Source organism: Polaribacter sp. P097, from assembly GCF_036864555.1.
Classification (GTDB): domain Bacteria; phylum Bacteroidota; class Bacteroidia; order Flavobacteriales; family Flavobacteriaceae; genus Polaribacter.
Map to the genome: position 1 here is coordinate 425,343 of NZ_JAZETJ010000001.1, position 23,549 is coordinate 448,891.

20 protein-coding genes are annotated in these 23,549 nt (G+C 30.9%); 10 read left to right on the forward strand and 10 right to left on the reverse strand.

The window, feature by feature from the left end:
* Positions 1-15 precede the first annotated feature (15 nt).
* Genes V7R38_RS02135 through V7R38_RS02145 form a run of 3 tightly spaced genes read right to left on the reverse strand, consistent with a single transcriptional unit; the run spans position 16 to position 3,761 of the window.
* Positions 16-867: a glucosaminidase domain-containing protein gene (locus V7R38_RS02135; RefSeq protein WP_334055857.1), complete on the reverse strand. Its 852-nt coding sequence runs from the start codon at positions 865-867 to the stop codon at positions 16-18.
* The gene (locus tag V7R38_RS02140) at positions 867-1,805 is read right to left on the reverse strand and encodes a 1-aminocyclopropane-1-carboxylate deaminase/D-cysteine desulfhydrase (RefSeq protein WP_334055858.1); all 939 of its coding nucleotides are present in this window, start codon (positions 1,803-1,805) and stop codon (positions 867-869) included. Before V7R38_RS02140 ends, V7R38_RS02135 begins: the two co-directional genes overlap by 1 nt.
* A gap of 36 nt (positions 1,806-1,841) precedes the next feature.
* Complete coding sequence (locus V7R38_RS02145) at positions 1,842-3,761, reverse strand: ABC-F family ATP-binding cassette domain-containing protein (protein WP_334055859.1); 1,920 nt, start codon at positions 3,759-3,761, stop codon at positions 1,842-1,844.
* 74 nt (positions 3,762-3,835) lie between these two features.
* On the opposite strand from V7R38_RS02145, the gene V7R38_RS02150 reads away from it, so the two are divergent.
* Entirely contained in the window at positions 3,836-4,240 is a 405-nt protein-coding gene (locus tag V7R38_RS02150) for a DUF983 domain-containing protein (RefSeq protein WP_334055860.1), read from the forward strand.
* A 3-nt stretch (positions 4,241-4,243) separates the two neighbouring features.
* On the opposite strand, the gene V7R38_RS02155 is transcribed toward V7R38_RS02150, so the two are convergent.
* The 7 genes from V7R38_RS02155 to topA form a co-directional block, all read right to left on the reverse strand.
* A complete protein-coding gene (locus V7R38_RS02155; protein ID WP_334055861.1) occupies positions 4,244-5,284 on the reverse strand; it encodes an NAD(P)/FAD-dependent oxidoreductase in 1,041 nt (346 codons plus the stop codon).
* 192 nt (positions 5,285-5,476) lie between these two features.
* Complete coding sequence (gene porN, locus V7R38_RS02160; RefSeq protein WP_015481986.1) at positions 5,477-6,331, reverse strand: type IX secretion system ring protein PorN/GldN; 855 nt, start codon at positions 6,329-6,331, stop codon at positions 5,477-5,479.
* Positions 6,332-6,344: 13 nt separating this feature from the next.
* A complete protein-coding gene (gene porM / locus V7R38_RS02165; RefSeq protein ID WP_334055862.1) occupies positions 6,345-7,877 on the reverse strand; it encodes a type IX secretion system motor protein PorM/GldM in 1,533 nt (510 codons plus the stop codon).
* 41 nt (positions 7,878-7,918) lie between these two features.
* Positions 7,919-8,554: a type IX secretion system motor protein PorL/GldL gene (gene porL / locus V7R38_RS02170; protein WP_015481984.1), complete on the reverse strand. Its 636-nt coding sequence runs from the start codon at positions 8,552-8,554 to the stop codon at positions 7,919-7,921.
* A 25-nt stretch (positions 8,555-8,579) separates the two neighbouring features.
* The gene (gene porK / locus V7R38_RS02175) at positions 8,580-9,941 is read right to left on the reverse strand and encodes a type IX secretion system lipoprotein PorK/GldK (protein WP_334055863.1); all 1,362 of its coding nucleotides are present in this window, start codon (positions 9,939-9,941) and stop codon (positions 8,580-8,582) included.
* Positions 9,942-10,047: 106 nt separating this feature from the next.
* Complete coding sequence (locus V7R38_RS02180; protein ID WP_334055864.1) at positions 10,048-11,208, reverse strand: formimidoylglutamase; 1,161 nt, start codon at positions 11,206-11,208, stop codon at positions 10,048-10,050.
* Between the two features lie 34 nt (positions 11,209-11,242).
* On the reverse strand, positions 11,243-13,741 hold the full coding sequence (gene topA, locus V7R38_RS02185) for a type I DNA topoisomerase (RefSeq protein WP_334055865.1): 2,499 nt from the start codon (positions 13,739-13,741) through the stop codon (positions 11,243-11,245).
* A 201-nt stretch (positions 13,742-13,942) separates the two neighbouring features.
* Between topA and miaB the strand changes: the two genes are divergently transcribed.
* From miaB to V7R38_RS02230, 9 genes are all read left to right on the forward strand, one after another.
* Positions 13,943-15,397, forward strand: a complete 1,455-nt coding sequence (gene miaB, locus V7R38_RS02190) for a tRNA (N6-isopentenyl adenosine(37)-C2)-methylthiotransferase MiaB (RefSeq protein WP_015481980.1) — start codon at positions 13,943-13,945, stop codon at positions 15,395-15,397.
* A 78-nt stretch (positions 15,398-15,475) separates the two neighbouring features.
* Entirely contained in the window at positions 15,476-16,699 is a 1,224-nt protein-coding gene (locus V7R38_RS02195; RefSeq protein WP_015481979.1) for a sigma-54 interaction domain-containing protein, read from the forward strand.
* A 9-nt stretch (positions 16,700-16,708) separates the two neighbouring features.
* A complete protein-coding gene (locus V7R38_RS02200; protein ID WP_015481978.1) occupies positions 16,709-17,206 on the forward strand; it encodes an LptE family protein in 498 nt (165 codons plus the stop codon).
* Positions 17,206-17,961, forward strand: a complete 756-nt coding sequence (locus V7R38_RS02205; protein WP_334055866.1) for a hypothetical protein — start codon at positions 17,206-17,208, stop codon at positions 17,959-17,961. The genes V7R38_RS02200 and V7R38_RS02205 overlap by 1 nt, the downstream gene beginning before the upstream one ends.
* A complete protein-coding gene (secG, locus tag V7R38_RS02210; RefSeq protein ID WP_015481976.1) occupies positions 17,961-18,293 on the forward strand; it encodes a preprotein translocase subunit SecG in 333 nt (110 codons plus the stop codon). Before V7R38_RS02205 ends, secG begins: the two co-directional genes overlap by 1 nt.
* Before the next feature lie 176 nt (positions 18,294-18,469).
* Positions 18,470-18,745: a co-chaperone GroES gene (locus tag V7R38_RS02215; RefSeq protein WP_015481975.1), complete on the forward strand. Its 276-nt coding sequence runs from the start codon at positions 18,470-18,472 to the stop codon at positions 18,743-18,745.
* Between the two features lie 113 nt (positions 18,746-18,858).
* The gene (gene groL, locus V7R38_RS02220; RefSeq protein WP_015481974.1) at positions 18,859-20,496 is read left to right on the forward strand and encodes a chaperonin GroEL; all 1,638 of its coding nucleotides are present in this window, start codon (positions 18,859-18,861) and stop codon (positions 20,494-20,496) included.
* A gap of 185 nt (positions 20,497-20,681) precedes the next feature.
* A complete protein-coding gene (locus V7R38_RS02225) occupies positions 20,682-22,967 on the forward strand; it encodes a hypothetical protein (RefSeq protein ID WP_334055867.1) in 2,286 nt (761 codons plus the stop codon).
* Positions 22,968-23,083: 116 nt separating this feature from the next.
* On the forward strand, positions 23,084-23,527 hold the full coding sequence (locus tag V7R38_RS02230) for a hypothetical protein (RefSeq protein WP_334055868.1): 444 nt from the start codon (positions 23,084-23,086) through the stop codon (positions 23,525-23,527).
* Positions 23,528-23,549: the final 22 nt, after the last annotated feature.

A 23,549-nucleotide genomic window follows, 5' to 3' on the forward strand; every position in this document is an offset into this window, starting at 1 on the left:
TCAACTTTGATTTTTTTATCTTTTAATAATTAATTGCTGTCCTATAGCTATGGTATTGCTAGATAAATTATTGATTTTTTTTAGCAATTGAACCGAAATTCCGTATTTTCTACTGATTGAATATAAGGTTTCCCCTTTTTTAACTTCGTGAATATTGGATGATTTCTTTTCTATTACAATCGGTTTTGTAAACGTTTCGCTATCATTTAGCTTTTTTATTTCTTTGGTGTATTTACCTCTTTTGATTTTATCAAACTCATACAAATGATAATCTTTTATCAATTTTAAAAGTTTAACTGGGTACTTTTTATCTGTTGCATAACCTGCTTTTCTTAAACCAAAAGCCCATTTTTTATAATCTTTAATATTATAATCAAATAAAAATGCATAACGTTTTCTTCTGGTTAAAAATAACGAATGATCATTGTACGAAGTTTCTGGATATAAATATTTTCTAAAACACTCACCTTTCTCATCATCATCATGATACACTCTTTCACCTTCCCAACCTGTATGACATTTAATGCCAAAATGATTGTTAGATTTCAAAGCCAACTCACTCCTACCCTTACCAGATTCTAAAATTCCTTGAGCCAATGTTATACTTGCAGGTATTTTATATTCGTGCATTTCTTTAACTGCAATAGGGGCATACTTTTTAATATAAGCTAATGTGTATTTGTTTAAATTAGGATTTCTTTTTTCTAATTTTTTAACGATTTCTTTTTGATTAACAGAAGGCAGTTCTACAGGCTCCGGCTCAATAATTACTACTCCAGGATTTTTTTTATTTACAATTTTTCTTTTTGACCCACAGCTTTGTAAAAGAAATATAATTGATAAAAAAAGTAAAAACCGAATGCGCATTATTGTTGTATTAAAGATTGATTTTTTGCTGCTAACTTTTTATTAAAACCTACTATACCTTGTAAACCTCCTGTATGAATTGCAAGTATTTTAGTTTTAGACGGAAAATGATTTTTACCTATTAAATCTAAAACACCGTAAACCATTTTTGCTGTATAGACAGGGTCTAATAAAATGTCTGATTGGTTTTTAAAGGTGTTTATGAAACGAATTAAATCATCATTATATTTTGCATAACCTCCAAAATGATAATCGTTTTGTAAACTCCAATTCTCTTTTGATTTTACATATTTTTTGATTTCCTCTTCTAAAAAACTCCCTTTTAAAGCAGGAAAACCCAAACATTTTTGATGATTTTGCAATGAATTTATAACTCCAGAAATAGTACCTCCAGTTCCAACAGCCGAACAAATATAATCGAAAATTGCGTCTTGATTTGTTAAAATCTCTTCACAACCTTTTATAGCCAATTGGTTTGTACCTCCTTCAGGAATCAAATAAAAATCGCCAAATTCTTTACTTAAATCTGCTATAAAATACGTTTGTTCTTTATTTCTATAATCAGCTCTAGAAATAAATTTAAAAGTCATTCCATTTTGATGAGCCTCTCTTAAAGTAGCATTTTCAGCTAGTGTTTTTTCTAAATCGTTAGCCAATTCTTCGCCTCTAATAATACCAATAGTTTTAAAACCATTTAGGCTACCTGCAACAGCTGTTGCTACTATATGGTTTGAAAATGCGCCTCCAAAAGTTAATAATGTTGTTTTATTTTGCTTTTTAGCTTCGGCTAAGTTGTATTTTAATTTTCTGAATTTATTACCTGAAACAAATGGGTGAATTTCGTCTTCTCTTTTTATATAGAGCTCCACATTTTTCTGTGTTAAAATAGGTAGCTCTATTTTATGATTCTCGGAAATATAGGGTTTATTAAAGTCCATAAAAATTAATTTCCAAAGATGAAGTAAACTTTATAATTAAGAAAAATTAGAGATTTGCTCTTCTACTTTTTCCCAATCTTCCATTAAGGTATCTACTTTTGCCTTTTTTGCTTTGTAGTTTTTAAAGAAGTTAGGTCTTGCAGAAACTTCATCATAATTATTAGCAAGCTCTAAATCTATCTTTTCAATCTCTGTTTCTAAATCTGCGATTTCAGTTTCAATTTTAGACAGCTTATTGTTTAGTTTTTTCAACTCTTTTTCTTGCTCTCTAGATAATTGATGTGCTTCTTTTTTAGTAGTATCTTTTTCTACTTTTACAACCGTTTTCTTTTCTGCTTCACGTAAACTTTCCATTTTGTGTTGCTCTAAGAAATAATCAATATCACCTAAATATTCTTTAATCTCTTTATCTCTAAATCCGTAAACAGTAGAGGTTAAGCCTTGTAAAAACTCTCTGTCATGAGAAACTACAATTAAGGTACCATTAAAATTATTTAAAGCTTCTTTAAGTACAGTTTTAGAGGCAATATCTAAATGGTTTGTAGGCTCATCCATTATTAAAACATTAAAAGGTTGTAATAATAATTTACATAATGCCAACCTGTTTCTTTCACCTCCAGAAAGTACTTTGGCTTTTTTATCTACAGCATCTCCACCAAATAAGAAAGAACCTAACATATCTCTAACTCGCATTCTGTTAGAATCTGTTGCAGCATCTTCCATAATTTCTAATACTGTTTTTTCTGGTGGTAAGTATTCAGATTGATTCTGAGCAAAATAACCTACTTCTACATTATGCCCTAATTTTAAATGCCCTTCAAATGGAATTTCGCCAACCATCATTTTTGCTAAAGTTGATTTTCCTTGTCCATTTTGACCAACAAAAGCAATTTTACTATTTCTTTCTATCAATAAATCAACACCTTCTAAAACGTGTTTATCTCCATAACTTTTAGACAAATTTTCTGCTTCAACAATAATTTTACCTGGTTCTCTAGAAATTGCAAAACGCACATTCATGGCTTGATTATCATCTTGATCTACTTCAATCAACTCTACTTTGTCTAGTTGTTTCATTAAAGATTGAGCCATAGAAGCCTTACTTGCTTTTGCTTTGAATTTATCTATTAATTGTTGTTTCTGCTTAATTTCTTTTTCTTGATTCTTTTGCGCTTGCAGTTGTTTTTCTTTGATTTCTCCTCTTAATTCTAAGAACTGAGAATAAGGCTTTTTGTAATCATAGATCTGCCCTAAAGAAATTTCTATAGTTCTGTTAGTAACATTATCCAAAAACATTTTATCGTGAGAAACCAAAACAATTGCACCTGAATAGCCCTTTAAAAAGTTCTCTAACCATATAATAGATTCTATATCTAAGTGGTTAGTTGGCTCATCTAACAACAGAATATCATTATTTTGTAATAACAATTTTGCGAGTTCAATTCTCATTCTCCATCCACCAGAAAAGGTATCTGTAAGCTTATTAAAATCCTCTCTCTGAAAACCTAAACCTTGTAATATTTTTTCTGTATCTCCTTGATAATTATAACCTCCAAGAAGTTCATAACGTTCTTGTTTGTCTGTAAGATCTTGAATTAATTGTGTGTAAGAATCACTTTCATAATCAGTTCTTGTAGTTAGCTGATTGTTAATTTCTTCTAACTCTGCTTCTATTTTTTTTATTTCTTCAAAAGCTTGATAGGCTTCTTCTAAAATTGTTCTTCCTTCTACAAAATCTATGTCTTGTCTTAAAAAACCAATTTGTACATCTTTGTCAAAAGCCATTGTACCTCCACTACTCTCTATATCTTTAGAAAGTACTTTTAGTAGTGTAGATTTACCTGCACCATTTTTACCTATTAAACCAATTCTGTCTCCTTTATTTAATTTAAAAGTGATACCAGAAAATAGGTCTGTTCCCATAAAAGAAACAGTTAAGTTGTGTACGTTTAACATGAAATGTGATAATTGTTACTAAATAAAAGTGGTAAAAATTTTACCTTTGGCAAAAGTAGAGAAATTTTAAAGTTATGATGTTTAAAAAAGGAACAAAAATCTATAGTATTGCAAACGGAAAGTGCCCCAAATGTCATGAAGGAGATTTCTTTGCTCATGGTATTACCTTCAATCCTACAAAAATTACTCAAATTCACGATACTTGTTCTCATTGTAATTTAAAATATATGATAGAGCCTTCTTTCTTTTATGGTGCTATGTATATAAATTATGGAATTACAGTAGCCATTTCTGTTACTGTATTTTTAATTGCAAAACTTGGTTTTCAATTAGATTTATTAAACTCTTTTTTAACTGTTTTAGGTACCCTTATAATTACTGCACCTTTAAATTTACGGTTATCTAGAATTCTATGGATAAATATGTTTGTAAGTTATGATGCCAATGCAGCAAAAAACACATCAGAAAAACTAGAATAATTACTACTCAAAACGTTTAATATTTATTTCTGGATCTAGTTCTTTTCCTTTTTCTAGATAATTAAAAAGCGCATCTGCCATGGTTGGTGCAATCATTACACCTCTTGTACCCAAACCATTTAAAATTGCCAAATTAGGAAAAGCTGGTTGCCTGCCAACCAAAGGTCTTCTATCTTTTATAGTTGGTCTAATACCTGCAGTTTGTGAAAGTATGGTGTAAGGAACATCAATTACTTTGTTAAGCTTTTCAATCAACTCTTCTCTACCTTCTTTAGATGGTTTAGATGTTTTATCTGACCAGTTAAAAGTTGCGCCTACTTTGTAATTATCTTCTCCTAAAGGAAGTACAAATAAGGTTGATTTTAATTGAAAATCAATCTTTAAATTTGGGGCATGAATTGTAATTAACTCACCTTTTACTTCATTCAAGGGTAAATAGTTAAAAAATATATTTTCTCTCATACCAAAACCTTCACAGAAAACAATGGTACTTGAGTCTATATCTTGATATTGCACGTGGTTTGGATGAAATTTTATTTGCTGATGTTTGAATTGCTCAAACCTGATCATATCTCTTTTTTCTAGATAAGCTCTGTAGGTATCTACAAGTTTTTTAGTGTCAATTCTACCTGTTTGTTTCACATTACCAAAACCAAAACTTGAAATCACACCTTGCTTTTGCTCATGATCTAAATTAGGTTCTAAAAACTCTACTAATTTTGGATTATCTAAAGCCGTAAACCAATTGTTTTGATCTTCTATAGATTTAAATACTTTCTTTGTTTGGAATTTATAATCGAAAGTTGTTTGGAATTTCTCTTCTAAGGATTCGTAAAAAGGCAATGCTAGCTCTAATTGCTGTTTTGCATTCCAAACTGGAGTAAATCTTTTTAGAATTACAGGATTGTAGACTCCACCAGCTACTAAAGACGATGTTTGAGAACTATCTTCAAAGACTATAAAGCTTTTATTAGCCTTTATTAGCTGCTCTGCAAACGCCAAACCAGCCAAACCTAAACCAACTATTATGTAATCTAATTTCACGCTGTAAAAGTAGTTAAGTTTTCTTTTAATTTAAAGCCTAACTAACGCTTTTAAATTAGTTTAGCCCTGATTGCAGCAATTGTTTGAGCTCTTTTTGAGGTACGAAAAAAAGCGAGTGCGAAAAGCAGGAAATGGCTTCAAATAAAAAACGCTTGCTTTCGCAAACGTTTTTAATATTTCAACTAGTGTACTTTAGTAGTTCCACATGTCTATTTCTCGATTTCTGATGTCTTCTTTAATTTTGTTAGCTTCTAACAATTGAAATAAAGAATTGCCTCGTATATAATCTTCTATGGCTCGATTACCATAAATATTTTCTTCTCTAACAATGACTGAGTTAAATCGTCTAGCATTTAAAAGGTGATCATAAGAAATTGGTTGTGCTGCATTCATAGGATTGAAAACCTTAGAATCGTGCAATACCTCTCTTGCATCTGGAAAGAAAATCCAAAATAACTCGTATAGATTATCGTCTTCTATATTTTCTACTCCTAATGTTTGTACATCTTTACCCATAGGTGCCAAAGCCAATAAACGATATTTCATTTCTCCTTGACGTTTATCAAAATACCACATACCTTTTAGCATGTAACCAGCAACGTCTTCTGTTTGAAGGTTAAAAGTGTCTACATATCCATTTTCATCTCTAATATTTACCAAACGAGTTTCAATTTCATCTTGAGTAATTTTAGAAGTGAAGAAAGAATCTGTGTAGGCTTCTTTAATTTTACCTTGTCTGATACCTTTAATTAAAGTATCGAACAATGATCTTCTATCTGAAGAAATACTTGTTGTATCTATTGGAAAATAATAAGGTAAGTTTATCTTTTGATTTAAATCTACAAACTCCCAAACCACTTTAGACCACATGATATCTCTATCATCTACATACCCATAAGGTATCGGGCCATCATTATCTGCCTCTAATCTTTCTGTACTTCTTTTTCCTATTTCACCTGCAGATTTTGCATTTAACACATTAGCTTGTGCGTTTACAAAACTTGCTGATAGACAGAAAAGAAATACTAGTATGCAATTTCTAACCATAATTTATATTTTTCTAATTAGTCAGCTCTATATTAACTGGCAATACTTTTTTAAACGGAGTACCATTATAGGTTGCTTTTATATCGTAAATATTGATGATATCTCCTCTTCTTGCTTTTGATAATACTTTTTTAGCAGCTGCACTTAATTTTGTACCCTTAACTATAATAGTTAATTCACCAGGAACTTTAATTTTAAAGCTCTGTACTTGAATTTTTAAATCGAATTCAAAATCTGGTAAACCTGCACTTATTGGTGAATTGTTTAAACCTGATTTTGGCATTCTTACAGTACCAAATTGATTACGAACAGAACCCTGTGCTGCTGGTACATCTTTAATTCTAAATGTTGCTTTAGAGTTTACAGTTTTACCACTACTTAATTTAGCACTTACATTTATAGTAGCAATGTTTCCACTACCAGGTCTAACCACATAACCTGCTCCTGCTTTTGTTAATTTACCTCCTGTTGCAGAAACTTTTAAATTGCTTGCTCCTACACCTGGTAATGATACTGAAATAGGGTTATCTAAACCTCTATATACCACATTCATTTTATCTGCAGATACTACTGCAGAACTTGGTTCTGCAATTACAGAATATTTACTTTCAAATGGTACTGGAACTTCCTCTCCATTTTCTCTAAAGAAAATAGTACCTTTTATTGTTTTCTCACCAACATTACCTGCTGGCAGATTTAAAATTACTTGTCCATTTTGTACAGCATCTGTTGCATCTTTACCATTTAAAATAACTTTATCTGGCACTAAAGAGGCATCATATCTACCTAATACAACTTCACCTGTAACTTTCTCGCCTGCGAAATATGCACTTTTATTTAAACGTACAATACCTGTATAATTGTTTAGTGATAAAGCTTCTTCTAATTTACCCCCTAAAAGATCTGTAACAATATCAGATTCTGTGTTTCTGATATCTGCTTGCATTTGTGTAAAGTTCGTTAATGAAGCCACCATTGGAAAACCTTCATATCTTGCTTTTAAAAACGGAACTTCTTTTTCTGTTTCAGAATCTATTACTGGATCTGTAGAAAATCTTTTCTTTAAGACAGGTGCAAATTTACTATCACTACCCAAAACGTCAATTACGTTAGTTCTGTAAGCATTTATTCTATCTAAAAACTCTTGACCTTCTGCAGTATATGTATCTCCTTTAAAGAAATATGTATCTAACCAGTCTGTTTTATCCATTGCTTCATAATCATCTTTATCTTCAATTTCAGTCAACATTTTAGACTTTAATGCAGCTAGATAATCATAGAAATCATTTGAATACGTTTTAATTTTATCTGCTTGAACTTTTAACGGTCCAAACTTTTCTTTCTGTTCTGACGCTTTCAAATCTAAATTTGCATAAGCCTCTTGATTTTTCTCAATTGTAGAAATATTATTCTCTACCAATTTTTCGTTCATGAAGCCAAAAGCTGATAAAACCTCTTTACTCATATTCATTGCTAACATTGCAATAAATACTAAGTACATTAAGTTAATCATCTTCTGCCTTGCAGACATTTTTCCTCCTGCCATATCTTAATTAGTTTTTTTTGTTAATATTTAAATTGAACTAATTATTTGCTTGACATTGCAGATAACATATTACCATAAACTCCGTTTAAAGAAGATAGGTTTTTCGCTAAAGAATCCATTTGCTCTTTTAACCTTTCTGTATTTTCAACAACTGCTGAATTTAATTCAGTTTGCTTGCTAGAGTTTTCTACTTGAACTTTGTATAAATTATTTAATGTTTCCATTTGAACAGCTGCCATAGACACTTGCTCATTGTATTTGTTTGTAGATGAAATTGTTTCTGATGCTGCAGATAAACCTTCTGCTGCTCCTTGAAAGTTTTTCATGCTGCTTCCTAAATTTTGCATCAATTCAGCATCAATCTTAGCTTCGTGCAATAAATTATCTAATTTTTGAGATAACATACCTTCTGCACCTACTTTTTCTTCTACTGTTACACTATCTTCACCCAATTCAGGATACACTTTAGACCAATCGAATTCATCTTCTGGAGTATCGAAAGCTGAAATGGCGAATACACCTGCTTCCACTAATAAACCAATAGTTAGCATTACACCTCCTGTAATAGGACCAATTGAAATATGTTGAATTTTAAATAGAGCTCCAATAATTACAACTGCTGCTCCCATTCCGTAAACGAAATTCATTGTTTTCTTATAAGTTCTTGACTGTGCCATGATTCTTCTTGTTTTTTTTAAAGTTTTAGTTATTAGTTGTACCAATGTAATTTTGAACGGTTCTAAAGCCAATATAGCTTCTAGCTGTATCTGCATACTCATAATCTCTAGACCCCACTTCTAAATAATATGCTACATCTTTCCAAGAACCTCCTCTTACAATTTTTCTTTTATTTTTTCTATCTTCTACATTCGGGTTCATAGTTGAAGCCATGTAGTAAGATGATAAATTATATGCTGTGTTTGTCCACTCTGAAACATTACCAGCCATGTTGTATAAACCGTAATCATTTGCATTGTATGATTCAGCCTCCATTGTATAAAGAGCGCCATCTACAGCGTAATTACCTCTAACTGGTTTAAAGTTTGCTAAGAAACAACCTCTATCACTAGTTGTACTTCCTGTACCCCAAGGATAAGTTGCAAATTCTAGACCACCTCTTGCTGCATATTCCCATTCAGCTTCTGTTGGTAATCTAAATGCAGGCACTTGAGCTGCATTCTTTTTATTCTTTAAATAATCGTTCTTCTTTTTAGTTCTCCAATTACAGAAAGCATTGGCTTGCCCCCAAGTTACACCTACTACAGGATAATCTCCATAAGATTGGTGAGAAAAATAATCTTGGTGCATTGGATCATTATAAGAATAATTAAAGTCTTTAACCCATACTGTTGTATCTGGGTAGATATTTAAAATTTCTGTTTGTACAAAATCTTTTCTATCACCACCTTTTCTTGCTGCATTATCTCTATCAAACCAAGAATATTTGTACTTTAAAAATTTAGTGTTAAAGGTTCTAACACCATCTACTGCATCTTCTCTACTGATGTATAAAGAATCCATAACCTCTACATAATCCATATCTGGATATTCTTCTTTTTTCCAGATTAAATCTTCTTCCCAATTCAAAGGTTGTATCGTATCAAACTGATAATAGTTTTCATACATATATCTTTGGTAAGGTGTAGAGTTTTCTACTGTATCTTTAAACTTGTATAACTGAATACCTGTAGCTCTGTTATTATTACCTGTAGGATCTGGCTCAGAACCTAAAGCTGCAAACTCTGCTTGATAGGCCAATTTTGTTCTTACTACAGAATCTCTAACCCAATAAACAAATTCTTTGTATTCGTTATTTGTAATTTCTGTTTCATCCATAAAATATGGCCTAACAGTTACTGTTTTTGTTGGTGAGTTCATTGTACCAATAATGTCCTCATCTTGCTTACCCATTGTAAATGAGCCTCCTGGAATTAACACCATACCAAATGGTTTTTCTGAAAACCACTTCTTTTTAGACTTGACTCCTACTAATTCCCCTCTATCATTAGAACCACAACTGTAAAAAACGGCTATTAAAAGTGCAAATATTGCTGCTTTCTTCATATTTTATTTTTGTCTTTACTAAAAGTTCGTAAACCTATTATTTTTTTTGCTAAAATACAATGTTGAAACTGCATTTTAACGTATTGAAATTTATATTATTATTTAGTTACATCATTTTTTGCATGGCCTTATACCACCTTTCTGGTATAATTTGTTTGGTAGCCTCTGTATAATCTTTAAATGTACATGGTATTAACGCATGTCTTTTGTATTTATTATCTGATAAAATATTTATCTCTATCCACCAACGACCTGTTTTGTTACTTTTATAAAAAACTAAAGGGTCGTCATCTTCTAACATTACTGTGAATTTTTGATAGTTTTCTTTACCCGAAAACGGATAATCTTTCACCCTATAATTCACACCTTCAATAAAATACCAAATCATTTGAGCAATAAGATTTGCAGTTTGGTGGTTGTTGTCTAACTTAGAATTGTACTCGTAAATTCCGAATGAAGACACTTTATCACTTAAACCAGCATATCTTGAAATTGCACAAATTTCTTCACCATAAAATCCGTTTGGAGAGGCATTATTATTAGCAGGAGCTTCACTTTGTCTTACAGCTCCTAAATCTATAGACACAATATCTGCATTTCTAAAAGCAGGCTCTATATTTTCTAATTCTTTAGCATTACCAAGTCTGTATGCGTCAAAAAATAAGCTATCTATAAGTTGAATTGCTTCTTGAGAATTAAAATACGTTTGGTAACCAACATTACAGTAATTGAATAAATTATTAGGCTCTTGCATAATAATTTTGCTCAAATAAGATTGTGAGGTTAACTCATCATCTATATTTCCTAAATCAAACCTGCTGTCTACAGCTGTAATATTTACTGATTGCTCTAAAGTATCGTAGGCTCTATAGTTTACGTAGGTTATGTCTTGACCACCTCCAATGATAATAGGAATGATATTTTTTTTAAGCAAAGAAGTAATTACCTCAGAAACTGCAAAATATGTATCAGAAACTTTATCACCTTTAGCGATATTGCCAATATCTGCGATTTCTGTATGCCAATCTCCAGGAAAAAGTTCGTAAATTTTTCTTCTTACAAAATGTAAATCTTCTCCACAACCAAAGTTGTTTTCCGAGTTTCTGTCTTCTTGAACACCAAAAATGGCAATCTTAACATCGTCTAATTCTGGAAAACCATTTTGGTTAGAATGAATTTTAATTTTATTCCCTAAACATAAAGGTGAGTGTAACACCAAATGAGCAAGCGCAGTTTCTTTTATAGGGGATAAGAAGTCTTTATTCATTAATTATAATTGTGTATGCAATATACCAAAAATACTATTTCTTTTTTACTGTTTTTCTCTTAGTCGTTTTTTTCTTTGCTGTTTTTTTCTTGGGTGTTTTTGCTTCAACCATCTTAACAGCCTCTTCTTTAGATAGTTTCTCAATATCTGTAGTTTTAGGAAGCTCAATTTTTATTTTGCCTTTTAAAACATTAAATCTCCCCCATCTTGCTTTTTCTACACGAATACCAACATCTTCCCAATTATGAATAACCTTATCTATTTCTTTCTGTTTCTTAACTTCGATTAATTCTACAATATCATCATCAGAAAGATTATCAAAATCGTATTTTTTATTTACGTTGATAAACATACCATTCCATTTTATAAATGGCCCAAACCTACCTACACCTTTTTGCACTGGTAAATCTTCATAATGGTAAATAGGAGCATCTGCCTTTTGTTTTGCTCTAATCAATTCTTCAGCTCTTGGTAAATCAACTTCCATAGGATTTTCACCTTTATCTAAAGAAACAAACATTTTTCCAAAACGAATGTAAGGTCCAAATCGTCCGTTAGAAACTACAACTTCTTCATCTTCGTAAGTTCCTAAGGTTTTAGGCAATAAAAACAACTCTAAAGCCTCTTCTAAAGTTATTGTTCCTAAATTCTGGTCTTTATTTAAACTTGCAAATTGCTTTTCTTCATCATCTGGAGCACCAATTTGAGCAATAGGTCCAAATTTACCTAATCTAACTAAAACTGTTTTACCAGATTTTGGATGTTTCCCTAAAATGCGTTCTCCACTTTCTCTTTCTGCATTTTCTTTAACATCCTCTACATTGTCATGAAATTTGGTGTAGAAATCTTTAATCATTTCTGTCCAATCTTCTTCTCCTTCAGAAATATCATCAAAAGAATTTTCCACTTTTGCAGTAAATCCGAAGTCTAGTATGTTTGAGAAATTTGCTACTAAAAAGTCATTCACAATGTTTCCTATATCTGTTGGTACAAGTTTATTTTTATCTGAACCTGTTTTTTCGGTTAATTGTTGCGTTTTTACAGCACCACTAGTCAAAATCATTTGCTCATAAGCCCTTTCTACTCCTTCATTCTGCCCTTTTTCTACATAACCTCTTCTTTGAACAGTAGAAATTGTTGGTGCATAGGTTGATGGACGACCAATACCCAATTCTTCTAATTGTTTAACCAAAGATGCTTCCGTAAAACGATAAGGTGGACTTGTAAAACGCTGAGTAGCATTAATAAAAATATAATCTAAACTTTCATTAACTTTAAGATTAGGCAACATACCTGCTTGTTCTTCCTCATCATCATCTTTACCTTCTAAATACACTTTTAAGAAACCTTCAAACTTAATCATCTCACCATTTGCAGTAAAGATTTTTTCGTTTTCTGAATTCTCTATTTTAATGTTAGTTCTCTCTAATTGAGCATCACTCATTTGAGAGGCTAATGTTCTTTTCCAGATTAAATCGTACAATCTATTTTGATCATATTCAGTATCTATAGAATGCATTTTCATGTTAGTAGGCCTAATTGCTTCATGCGCTTCTTGAGCACCTTTAGCTTTAGATTTAAACACTCTTTGCTTACTATATTCTTTACCATAAGAAGCTATAATCTCTTCTTCAGCTTCATTTCTTGCATCAACAGATAAATTTACACTATCTGTTCTCATATAGGTAATTAAACCAGCTTCATACAAACGTTGTGCAACTTGCATTGTTCTACCCACTGCAAAACCTAATTTACGAGATGCTTCTTGTTGTAAGGTTGATGTTGTAAAAGGTGCTGCTGGCGATTTTTTTGCTGGCTTTTTGGTTAAATCTGCAATTTTAAAATCGGCATTTGCACAAGATTCTAAGAAACTTTCTGCTTCTTTTTTAGAATCAAAATTTTTAGGAATCGTTGCTTTAAACTTCTTTCCTTCATTGTTCGAAAATTCAGCAACAACCTTATAATGTGTTTCTGGCTTAAATTCTTGTATACTTCTTTCTCTCTCTACAATTAAACGCACAGCTACAGATTGTACTCTACCTGCAGACAAACCTCCTTTTACTTTTCGCCATAAAACTGGAGATAACTCATAACCCACTAGTCTATCTAAAACTCTACGTGCTTGCTGAGCGTTTACCATGTGATAGTCTATATCTCTAGGATTTTCTACAGCCTTAAGAATAGCTTTCTTAGTAATTTCGTGAAAAACAATACGTTTGGTATTATTCTCTTTTAAATCTAGTTGTTCTTTTAAATGCCAAGCAATAGCCTCTCCTTCTCTATCTTCATCACTTGCTAACCAAACCGTTTCTGCTTTCTTTGCTAAACTTTTTAATTTTTTAACAACTGGTTTTTTATCATCGGAAACTATATATTTAGGACTAAAATCACCATCTACATCAATCCCCAATTCTTTTGATGGTAAATCTGCAATGTGCCCATAACTAGACTCTACTTGAAAATCTTTTCCAAGAAATTTTTCGATAGTTTTAGCTTTTGCTGGTGACTCTACTATTACTAAATTCTTTGCCATATATCTCTCATTTATCACTCAAAACCCATTAAACAAGGGCTATTTTAAAGTGCAAAAGTAGTTAGTTTTTTATTAAAAAAAATTTTTTCACGAATATTAGATCAATTATTAACAGAAAAACAACATTAATTTTCTGCCAATTTGTCATAAAAATATAAAATTGGTTGTATCTTTGCCCACCTTCAAATTACAAATTGAAAGATGCAACAAGTAGAGAAAATTATTGACGAAAAAATACAAGGAAAAGCCCTTGTTACAGAAAATAAGAAAGAGAATACTAAAAAATTATTCATAGAAAGTTATGGCTGTCAAATGAATATGAATGATAGTGAAATTGTAGCAGCAATTTTAGACAAAGAAGGCTATAACACTACTCAAATTTTAGAAGAGGCAGATTTAGTTTTGGTAAACACATGTTCTATTCGTGAAAAAGCTGAAACTACAGTTCGTAGAAGATTGCAAAAATACAATGCAGTAAAACAGGTTAACAAAAAAATGAAAGTTGGCGTTTTAGGTTGCATGGCTGAACGTTTGAAAGAAAAATTCTTAGAAGAAGAAAAAATTGTTGACCTAGTAGTTGGGCCAGATGCTTATAAAGATTTGCCAAACTTATTAGAAGAAGTTTATGAGGGTAGAGATGCTGTAAACGTAATTTTATCTAAAGAAGAAACCTATGGAGATATTTCTCCTGTTCGTTTAAATTCTAATGGAGTATCTGCATTTGTTTCGATTACTAGAGGTTGTGACAATATGTGTACTTTTTGTGTTGTTCCTTTTACTCGTGGACGAGAGCGTAGTAGAGATCCTAAAAGTATTTTAGAGGAAATACAGCAAATGGTGGATAAAAACTATAAAGAAATTACGCTTTTAGGTCAAAATGTAGATAGCTTTTTGTGGTATGGAGGAGGCTTAAAAAAGGATTTCAAAAAAGCTTCTGAAATGGCTCAGGCAACTGCTGTTGATTTTGCTCAGTTATTAGATATGTGTGCCACTCAATTTCCAAAAACACGTTTTCGTTTTTCTACTTCTAATCCTCAAGATATGAGTTTAGATGTTATTCATGTAATGGCAAAACATAGAAATATTTGTAAATACATTCACTTGCCTGTACAAAGTGGAAGTAATGCTATGTTAAAAGCCATGAATAGACAACATACTCGTGAAGAGTATATGGAATTGGTTGATAATATTTTTAAAATAGTTCCAGAAATGGCACTATCTCAGGATATGATTGTTGGTTTTTGTGGAGAAACAGAGCAAGATCATCAAGATACTTTAGATTTGATGGAGTATGTGAAGTATGATTTTGGATTTATGTTTGCCTACTCTGAAAGACCAGGAACTTTAGCTGGTAAAAAAATGGAAGATGATGTACCAGAAGCTGTTAAAAAAAGAAGATTGACAGAGGTAATCGATTTGCAGCAAAAACATGCTTTATATAGAACTCAACAACATTTGGGTAAAGTTGAAGAGGTTTTAATTGAAGGCACATCTAAGAAAAATCCTAATGAATGGAAAGGAAGAAATACACAAAATACAGTGATTGTGTTTCCTAAAGAGCACTATAAATTAGGTGATTTTGTAAACGTTAAAGTAGAAGATTGTACTTCTGCAACCTTAAAAGGTACTGCAGTTGGATACTCAGATAATAATTAATTTTTAGAAAAGAGAAGCAAGAGTTAAAGTATACCTACTTTTCTCTCAATTCTTTTTTATCGATTCTAAGAAAAGAAAATGGAAAACTTACAAGCTTTAAAACAACGCTTTGGAATTATTGGTAATGATGTTCAACTTAATAGGGCTTTAGAAAAAGCACTTAGAGTTGCACCTACTGATATTTCTGTGCTAGTAACTGGAGAAAGTGGTGTTGGTAAAGAGAGTGTTCCGAAAATTATTCATTCTTTATCACACAGAAAACACGCCAAGTATATTGCAGTAAACTGTGGCGCAATTCCTGAAGGAACAATTGATAGTGAACTTTTTGGTCATGAAAAAGGAGCTTTTACAGGGGCAACACAAGATAGAAAAGGGTATTTTGAAGTTGCAGATGGTGGTACTATTTTTTTAGACGAAGTTGGTGAATTACCTTTAACCACCCAAGTACGTTTATTACGTGTTTTAGAAAATGGTGAATTCATAAAAGTAGGGTCTTCTAAAGTCTTAAAAACAAATGTTAGAATTGTAGCTGCTACCAATGTTAATATGCAATCTGCGATTGAAAAAGAAAAATTTAGAGAAGATTTGTACTACAGACTTAGTACTGTAGAAATCAATTTACCTCCATTAAGAGAAAGAAACGAAGACATTCATTTATTGTTTCGAAAATTTGCTGCAGATTTTGCTCAAAAATACAGAATGCCTTCCATTCGATTAGATGAAAGCGCTGTAAATGTACTATTGAATTATAGATTTCCAGGTAATATTCGTCAGTTAAAAAACCTTGCAGAACAAATTTCTGTTATAGAAGAAGAAAGAAGTATTAGTGGTCAAAAATTACAACAATATTTACCAAATAATTCAGGTAATTTACCAGCGATTGTAGGTGGTAAAAAAGAAAATGATTTTTCTACTGAACGTGATATTATGTACAAAATTCTTTTTGACATGCGTAATGACATCAACGATTTAAAGAAGTTAACGCTTGATTTAATGAAGAATGGTAATGTAGAAGAAGTACAAGAAGAAAACCATAGATTGTTAGAAAAAATTTATAATAATAAAGATTTAGAAGAATTAGATATTGAAGTTTTAAATGTGCCTCAAAACACGCCTTCTGAAAAAGATTATGATTTTATTGAGACTATTGAGGAAGACGAATCTTTATCTTTACAAGACAAGGAAATAGAGATGATTAAAAAATCTCTAGAAAAAAATAACAACAAACGTAAATTGGCAGCTAAAGAGTTAGGGATTTCTGAAAGAACCTTATACAGAAAAATTAAGCAGTACGATTTATAATATTACAACATGAAGAAATTTATCTTATCCGCGTTTATAGTAATCACTTTTATAGGTTGTGGGCCTTATTCATTTACAGGTGGTAACACAGGTGATGCAAAAACCATTCAAATTGATTTTTTTCCGAATCAAGCACCATTAGTAGAACCTGTTTTAACACAACGTTTTACCAATGATCTACAAGACCTATTTACACGTCAAACTAATTTAACCCTTACGAATTCTAATGGTGATTTATATTTTAGTGGAGAAATCACAGGATATAGAATTACACCTATGAGTGGAACATCTAATCAAACTGCTGCCCAAAACAGACTAACGGTTTCAGTAAATGTTCGTTTCGTAAATAAATTAGAAGAAAAAGATGATTTTGAAAAAACATTTTCTTTCTACTCAGATTTCGATGCAAATGCTCAACTTTCAGGGAGTGTTCTAGAAACTGCTCTAGATGAAATTTTAGAAAGAATAATTCAAGACATCTTTAATGCTTCTGTAGCAAAATGGTAATGCCTATAAATTTGAAAACATCATCATTCATAAAAGCATTGAACAATAGACAAGAATTGGAAAATTTAAATACTTCTGATTTAAAATCTATAGTAGATAAGTATCCATACTTTCAAGCAGCAAGAGTTCTTTATTTAAACAAATTAAAACAAGCTAACAGCTTCAAATACAATAAAGAATTAAAAAATACAGCCTCTGTAACAAGAGATAGAGCCATACTTTTTGAATACATTACTTCTACAGATTTCCATAAAAACATTGAAGTTGAAGTAGATGCTATTGATGATCACCAAACAAAAGAACCTAAAATTTCTGAATCTAAAACCAGTGATCCATCAAAAGATGTGGTTTCACAAACTGAAAAAGATTTAGAGGTTGGTAAACCCATTGCATTTACCAATTCAGAAAATTACTCCTTTAATCAATGGTTGCAATTATCTTCTAAAAAACCAATTATTAGGATTGAAAAAAAGAATGAAAAAGTTGCAAAGAAAGAAGAAATTATAGAAAAATTTATACAAAGCAATCCTAAAATAGAACCTTTAGCCAAAGATAAAAATGTAAACATTTCTATAGCCGAGAACCAACAAGATTCTATGTTAATGACAGAAACTTTAGCCAAGGTTTATTTAGAGCAAAAGAAGTACGAAAATGCAATTCAGGCCTATCGAATTTTAAGTTTGAAATATCCAGAAAAAAGTGGTTTCTTTGCAGACCAAATTAAAAGAATACAAATTTTACAAAAACATAAATAATGAGTTATACAGCTTTTATCATATTAATCTTAATTGTAGCAGTAGCTTTAGTATTAATAGTAATGGTTCAAAATCCTAAAGGAGGAGGGTTATCTTCTTCATTTGGTGGTGGAGGTGCACAATCTTTAGGAGGTGTGCAAAACACAAACAATTTCTTAGACAGAACTACTTGGACGTTAGCTATAGCAATGTTTGCATTAATTTTATTATCAAATGTAGCCATTCCTAGAGGTGGAGAAAATGATGTAAACTTAAACAATACTTTAGATGGTGTAGAAACTACAGCACCTGTAGAAAACACATTACCATCATCAAACGATAGTATTAACTAAATACCATCTTAAACAATTTAAAATGCCAACGAAAATGACACGTTGGCATTTTTTTTTGCTTCAATTTTACGATTAAAAATCATTCAAAGAAAAATTGTCAGTTTTTAAGCGATGGCATAATTTCTGACTATATAGTAGCATAAAAAATAATTTTATTAATCAAAATTTATAAAACAATGGGATTAAACATTAAACCTTTAGCAGACAGAGTTCTTGTAGAACCTGCACCAGCAGAAACAAAAACAGCATCTGGCTTAATTATTCCAGATAATGCAAAAGAAAAACCACAAAAAGGAACTGTAGTTGCAGTTGGTAATGGTAAAGTTGATGAGCCTTTAACTGTAAAAGTGGGTGACACTGTTTTATATGGTAAATATGGTGGAACTGACTTAAAATTAGAGGGTAAAGATTATTTAATGATGCGTGAATCTGATATTCTAGCAATTATATAATAAAGCTATTTGCTTTGGGCTATTTGCCTTTAGCAAAAACAATAAAAAATTAATGAAAATTATTTTAGCCAAAAGCCAAGAGCTGACAGCTAAAAGCAAAAAATAAAAACAAAATGGCAAAAGATATTAAATTTGATATTGAAGCAAGAGATGGTTTAAAACGTGGAGTTGATGCATTAGCAAATGCAGTAAAAGTAACTTTAGGACCTAAAGGTAGAAACGTAATTATCTCTAAAGCATTTGGTGCACCAACTGTAACTAAAGATGGTGTTTCTGTTGCAAAAGAAGTAGAATTAGAAAACGAGCTTGAAAACATGGGAGCTCAAATGGTAAAAGAAGTTGCCTCTAAAACCAACGATTTAGCTGGTGATGGTACAACAACTGCTACTGTTTTAGCACAAGCAATTGTAAAAGAAGGATTAAAAAATGTTGCTGCAGGTGCAAATCCGATGGATTTAAAAAGAGGAATTGATAAAGCTGTAGAAGCAATTGTTTCGGACTTAGAAAAACAAACTCAAAAAGTTGGTAATTCATCAGATAAAATTCAACAAGTAGCATCTATTTCTGCAAATAACGATTCTGTTATTGGAGATTTAATTGCGAAAGCTTTTGATAAAGTTGGTAAAGAGGGTGTAATTACTGTAGAAGAAGCAAAAGGTACAGATACTTATGTAGATGTTGTGGAAGGTATGCAGTTTGATAGAGGATATTTATCTCCTTACTTTGTTACTGATGCAGACAAAATGATTGCAGATTTAGAAAATCCTTACGTATTATTATTTGATAAGAAGATTTCTAACTTACAAGAAATTTTACCAATATTAGAACCAGTTTCTCAATCTGGTAGACCTTTATTAATCATTGCAGAAGATGTAGATGGCCAAGCATTAGCTACTTTAGTAGTTAATAAATTAAGAGGTGGTTTAAAAATTGCTGCTGTAAAAGCACCTGGATTCGGAGACAGAAGAAAGGCAATGTTAGAAGATATTGCAATTTTAACTGGTGGTACTGTAATTTCTGAAGAAAGAGGTTTCTCACTAGAAAATGCAACTTTAGATTTATTAGGTACTGCAGAAGGTATTACAATTGATAAAGACAATACTACAATTGTAAATGGTTCTGGAGATGCAGAAGCTATTAAAGCAAGAGTAAACCAAATTAAAGCGCAAATAGAAACTACCACTTCTGATTATGATAAAGAAAAACTTCAAGAACGTTTGGCTAAGTTAGCTGGTGGTGTTGCTGTTTTATATGTTGGTGCTGCGTCTGAAGTAGAAATGAAAGAAAAGAAAGATAGAGTTGATGATGCTTTACATGCAACTAGAGCTGCTGTAGAAGAAGGTATTGTTGCTGGTGGTGGAGTTGCTTTAGTAAGAGCTAAAAAAGTTTTAGAAGCTTTAACTACAGATAATTTAGATGAGACCACAGGTGTACAAATTGTTAACAAAGCAATTGAAGCGCCTTTAAGAACAATAGTAGAAAATGCTGGTGGTGAAGGTTCAGTTGTAATTAACAAAGTATTAGAAGGTAAAAAAGATTTTGGTTACGATGCTAAAACTGAAACATATGTAGATATGTTAGAAGCTGGTATAATCGATCCTAAAAAGGTAACTAGAGTTGCTTTAGAAAATGCAGCCTCTGTTGCTGGTATGATTTTAACTACTGAATGTGCTTTAGTTGATATTAAAGAAGATGCTCCTGCAGGTGGTGGAATGCCTCCAATGGGTGGTGGAATGCCAGGAATGATGTAAATTTAAAAAGCAAGTTTTAATCTGTAACTTAACTTGTTTATACTTATTAAAAGTTCGATAGATCTCTTTCTATCGAACTTTTTTTTATGAATATAACTCTAACTTTATTCAATTATTCATTGCATTTTTTTGCAAAAATTAACACTTTGGCACAAACCTTGTTAATATTTTGCAAAATAATTGTTATGAAAAAGATTACATTAATACCCCTTGCTTTTCTATTTATCACAAGTATAATTTTTAGTCAAAAAGAAAATCCTGAAATAAAATATGGAGAGTACTTTAAAAAAACCAGAGAAAATGTTCACCTACATTTAAACAAAACCACTTTTTTAACAGGTGAAAATCTTTGGTTTCAAGCCTACATTCAAGAACAAAATACAGAAAAGTTACATCCAGAAACTTCTAATTTATATGTTTCATTATATGATGAAAGTGGTGTTTTAAAAGATCAACATTTAATAAGAATTCAAGATGGCTTAGGAAAAGGTAATATCAAAATTGACTCCACCTTTACAGAAAAAGCATACTACATTAGAGCATCTACAAAATGGATGAAAAACTTTAAGGAGGACCAATCATTTTCACAGAAGATTATCATTTTAAAAAACTCAGAAAACAAGCCTGAAATTGTTGAAAAAGAGAATTTTTACGATTTTCAAATCTTACCAGAAGGTGGTCACCTACTAGCAAATACCTATAATAGAGTTGGCATTTTACTCAAAGACGCCAATAATAAAGGTATACAAATAAAGAAGGGTGTAGTAAAAGATAAATATGGTACTATTTTAGAAACTTTTACGACCAATTCATTTGGAATTGGAGAAACACTTTTATTAATTAAAGAAAATGAAGATTATACTTTTTATGCAACTACAAAAGACAATATTAAAATTATAGTAAAAACACCAGCCGTAAAAAAATACGGAGTGGCACTGAATATCCTTAACGATGAGTTAAATAAAAAGTTTATTTTAAAAATAAACACAAACACCAATTCATTGCCAAATCTAGTTGGTCAAAAATATTCAATTTTTGTGCATAATAGCAGAAGGTTTTTGAAAAACCAATTTAGTTTCACTTCAAAAACAACTCAATATTCATTCGATTTAAACAAAGAAATACTTTTTAAAGGTATAAACATTATTACTGTATTCAATGAAAAGAATCAGCCTGTTTTAGAAAGAATGATTTATAATGATTTAAAAAAAACAGCATTTGATGGAATAAAAACTGAAATAATTGGTTACGAAAGTGATTCATTAACGATTCGTTTAAAAAATAACAACAATAACAATGTTATGCTAAGCGCTTCATTTTTACCAGAAGAAACAAAGGCATACAATCCTACAAATTCTATTAAATCATCATTTTTATTAAAACCATTTGTAAAAGGTGATATTGAAGAAGCATCATTATACTTTAATTCAAATGTAAAAGACAGATTAAAGAATTTAGATTTACTACTACTTACGCAAGGTTGGAGTAAATACGATTGGAATAATATTTATAAATCGCCACCAAAAGACAATTTTAAATTTGAAAAGGGAATTGATATTCTGATGAGAATAAATCAGAATGTAAATACTAGAAAAACTTTTTTCATAGAATCTGAAGACAATGAGTTTAAGGGTGAAACCACTTTTAAAGAAAACATGCTTTACAAAATTGAAAATAGCTACTTTACAAAAAATTCTACCTTAAATTTCGCAATAAAAGACGGTGATAACTATTTCAAAATTGGGCCAAGTATTACTTATTCAAATACGTATCTTTTTGAAGAGGTAAAGCCAAATCACCTTAAAGAATTAAAAAAAACAATCCCAGAATATACTTTATTTCCATTTTTAGAAGAAAACTATATACTTCTAGAAGAAATATTCATTGCTAGTAAGAGTAATGAAAAGAATTCTAATGAAAAGAATTCTAATGAAAGAAACGATTTAATCAATTGGTCTAATGGGAATAGAGGTTCAATTAATAACAGAGTAGGATGGGGTGATAATTATAGCAATTGGAATAACGCAGGTATCCCAAACCCTTTTGGTTTTAATAATTTCACAGGAAGTGCAGGTGAGTGGGAAAGCTATACTGGATCACAAGTTTTTGCATGGAATGATAGCTCATATAGTGGATCAGCATCTTTTGACTATGGAATAGAGCCAGATAAATCTGTCGGTTTACAAGATATATATGTCGATTTACAAGAAGTAACATTGCCTGTTGGCTTTGCAAAAGCTAAAGAATATTATAGCCCTAAATATCCTTCTTTACAAACAGAAGCATTTACCAAACATGGTGCAATTTGGTGGGAACCTAATATAAAAATATCATCTAAAGATTACATAGAATTCAAAATTGCAAATACTAATAACACTATTCTTAACCTGTTTTTAGAAGGTATTAATGAAGAAGGACTATTACTAGAAAGCAATCTTAAAATACCTGTTAGTAAAATAGTACTAAAATAAAATCAACCTAAAGTTCATAAACTAAAATAACCCGTCAAAACAATGTAAACAGTTACAATATTGGCATATTTTTTGATATTTATTTATTGAATAACTAACATAAAACCCTAAATACTATGAAAAAAATAATATTTGTCTTCGCAATTTTACTTTCTTTTACTTTTAATGCACAAAATAATCCAGAGGTAATAGATACGTCTGAATCTTTTGATACTTTTATACCCGATGAAAATGGTAGACCTTCACAATTTCTAACTCGATATTTAAGAAATCATAATAGATTAAACTTAAGCAGAAAGATAAAAAACATACTATTAAAACCAAATATTTATAGTGATGGAGAATATGCCTTAAGAGATTCTAAACAATTTGGTAATGGTACCACAAGTTTGACTAATATCTTTTATGATGGAAAACAAATTTTTGGTGAAGGTATAAATAGACTTTACGTGATTGAATTTACGAGAACAGATGAAATTTATAGCATAAGTAGATCTAGTGTTGGTTATGATAAGAATATTCAGATTTTCTCCAAGAAATACATAAAAAGCTTAAAATAAAAAATATAAATCCGTTAAAATT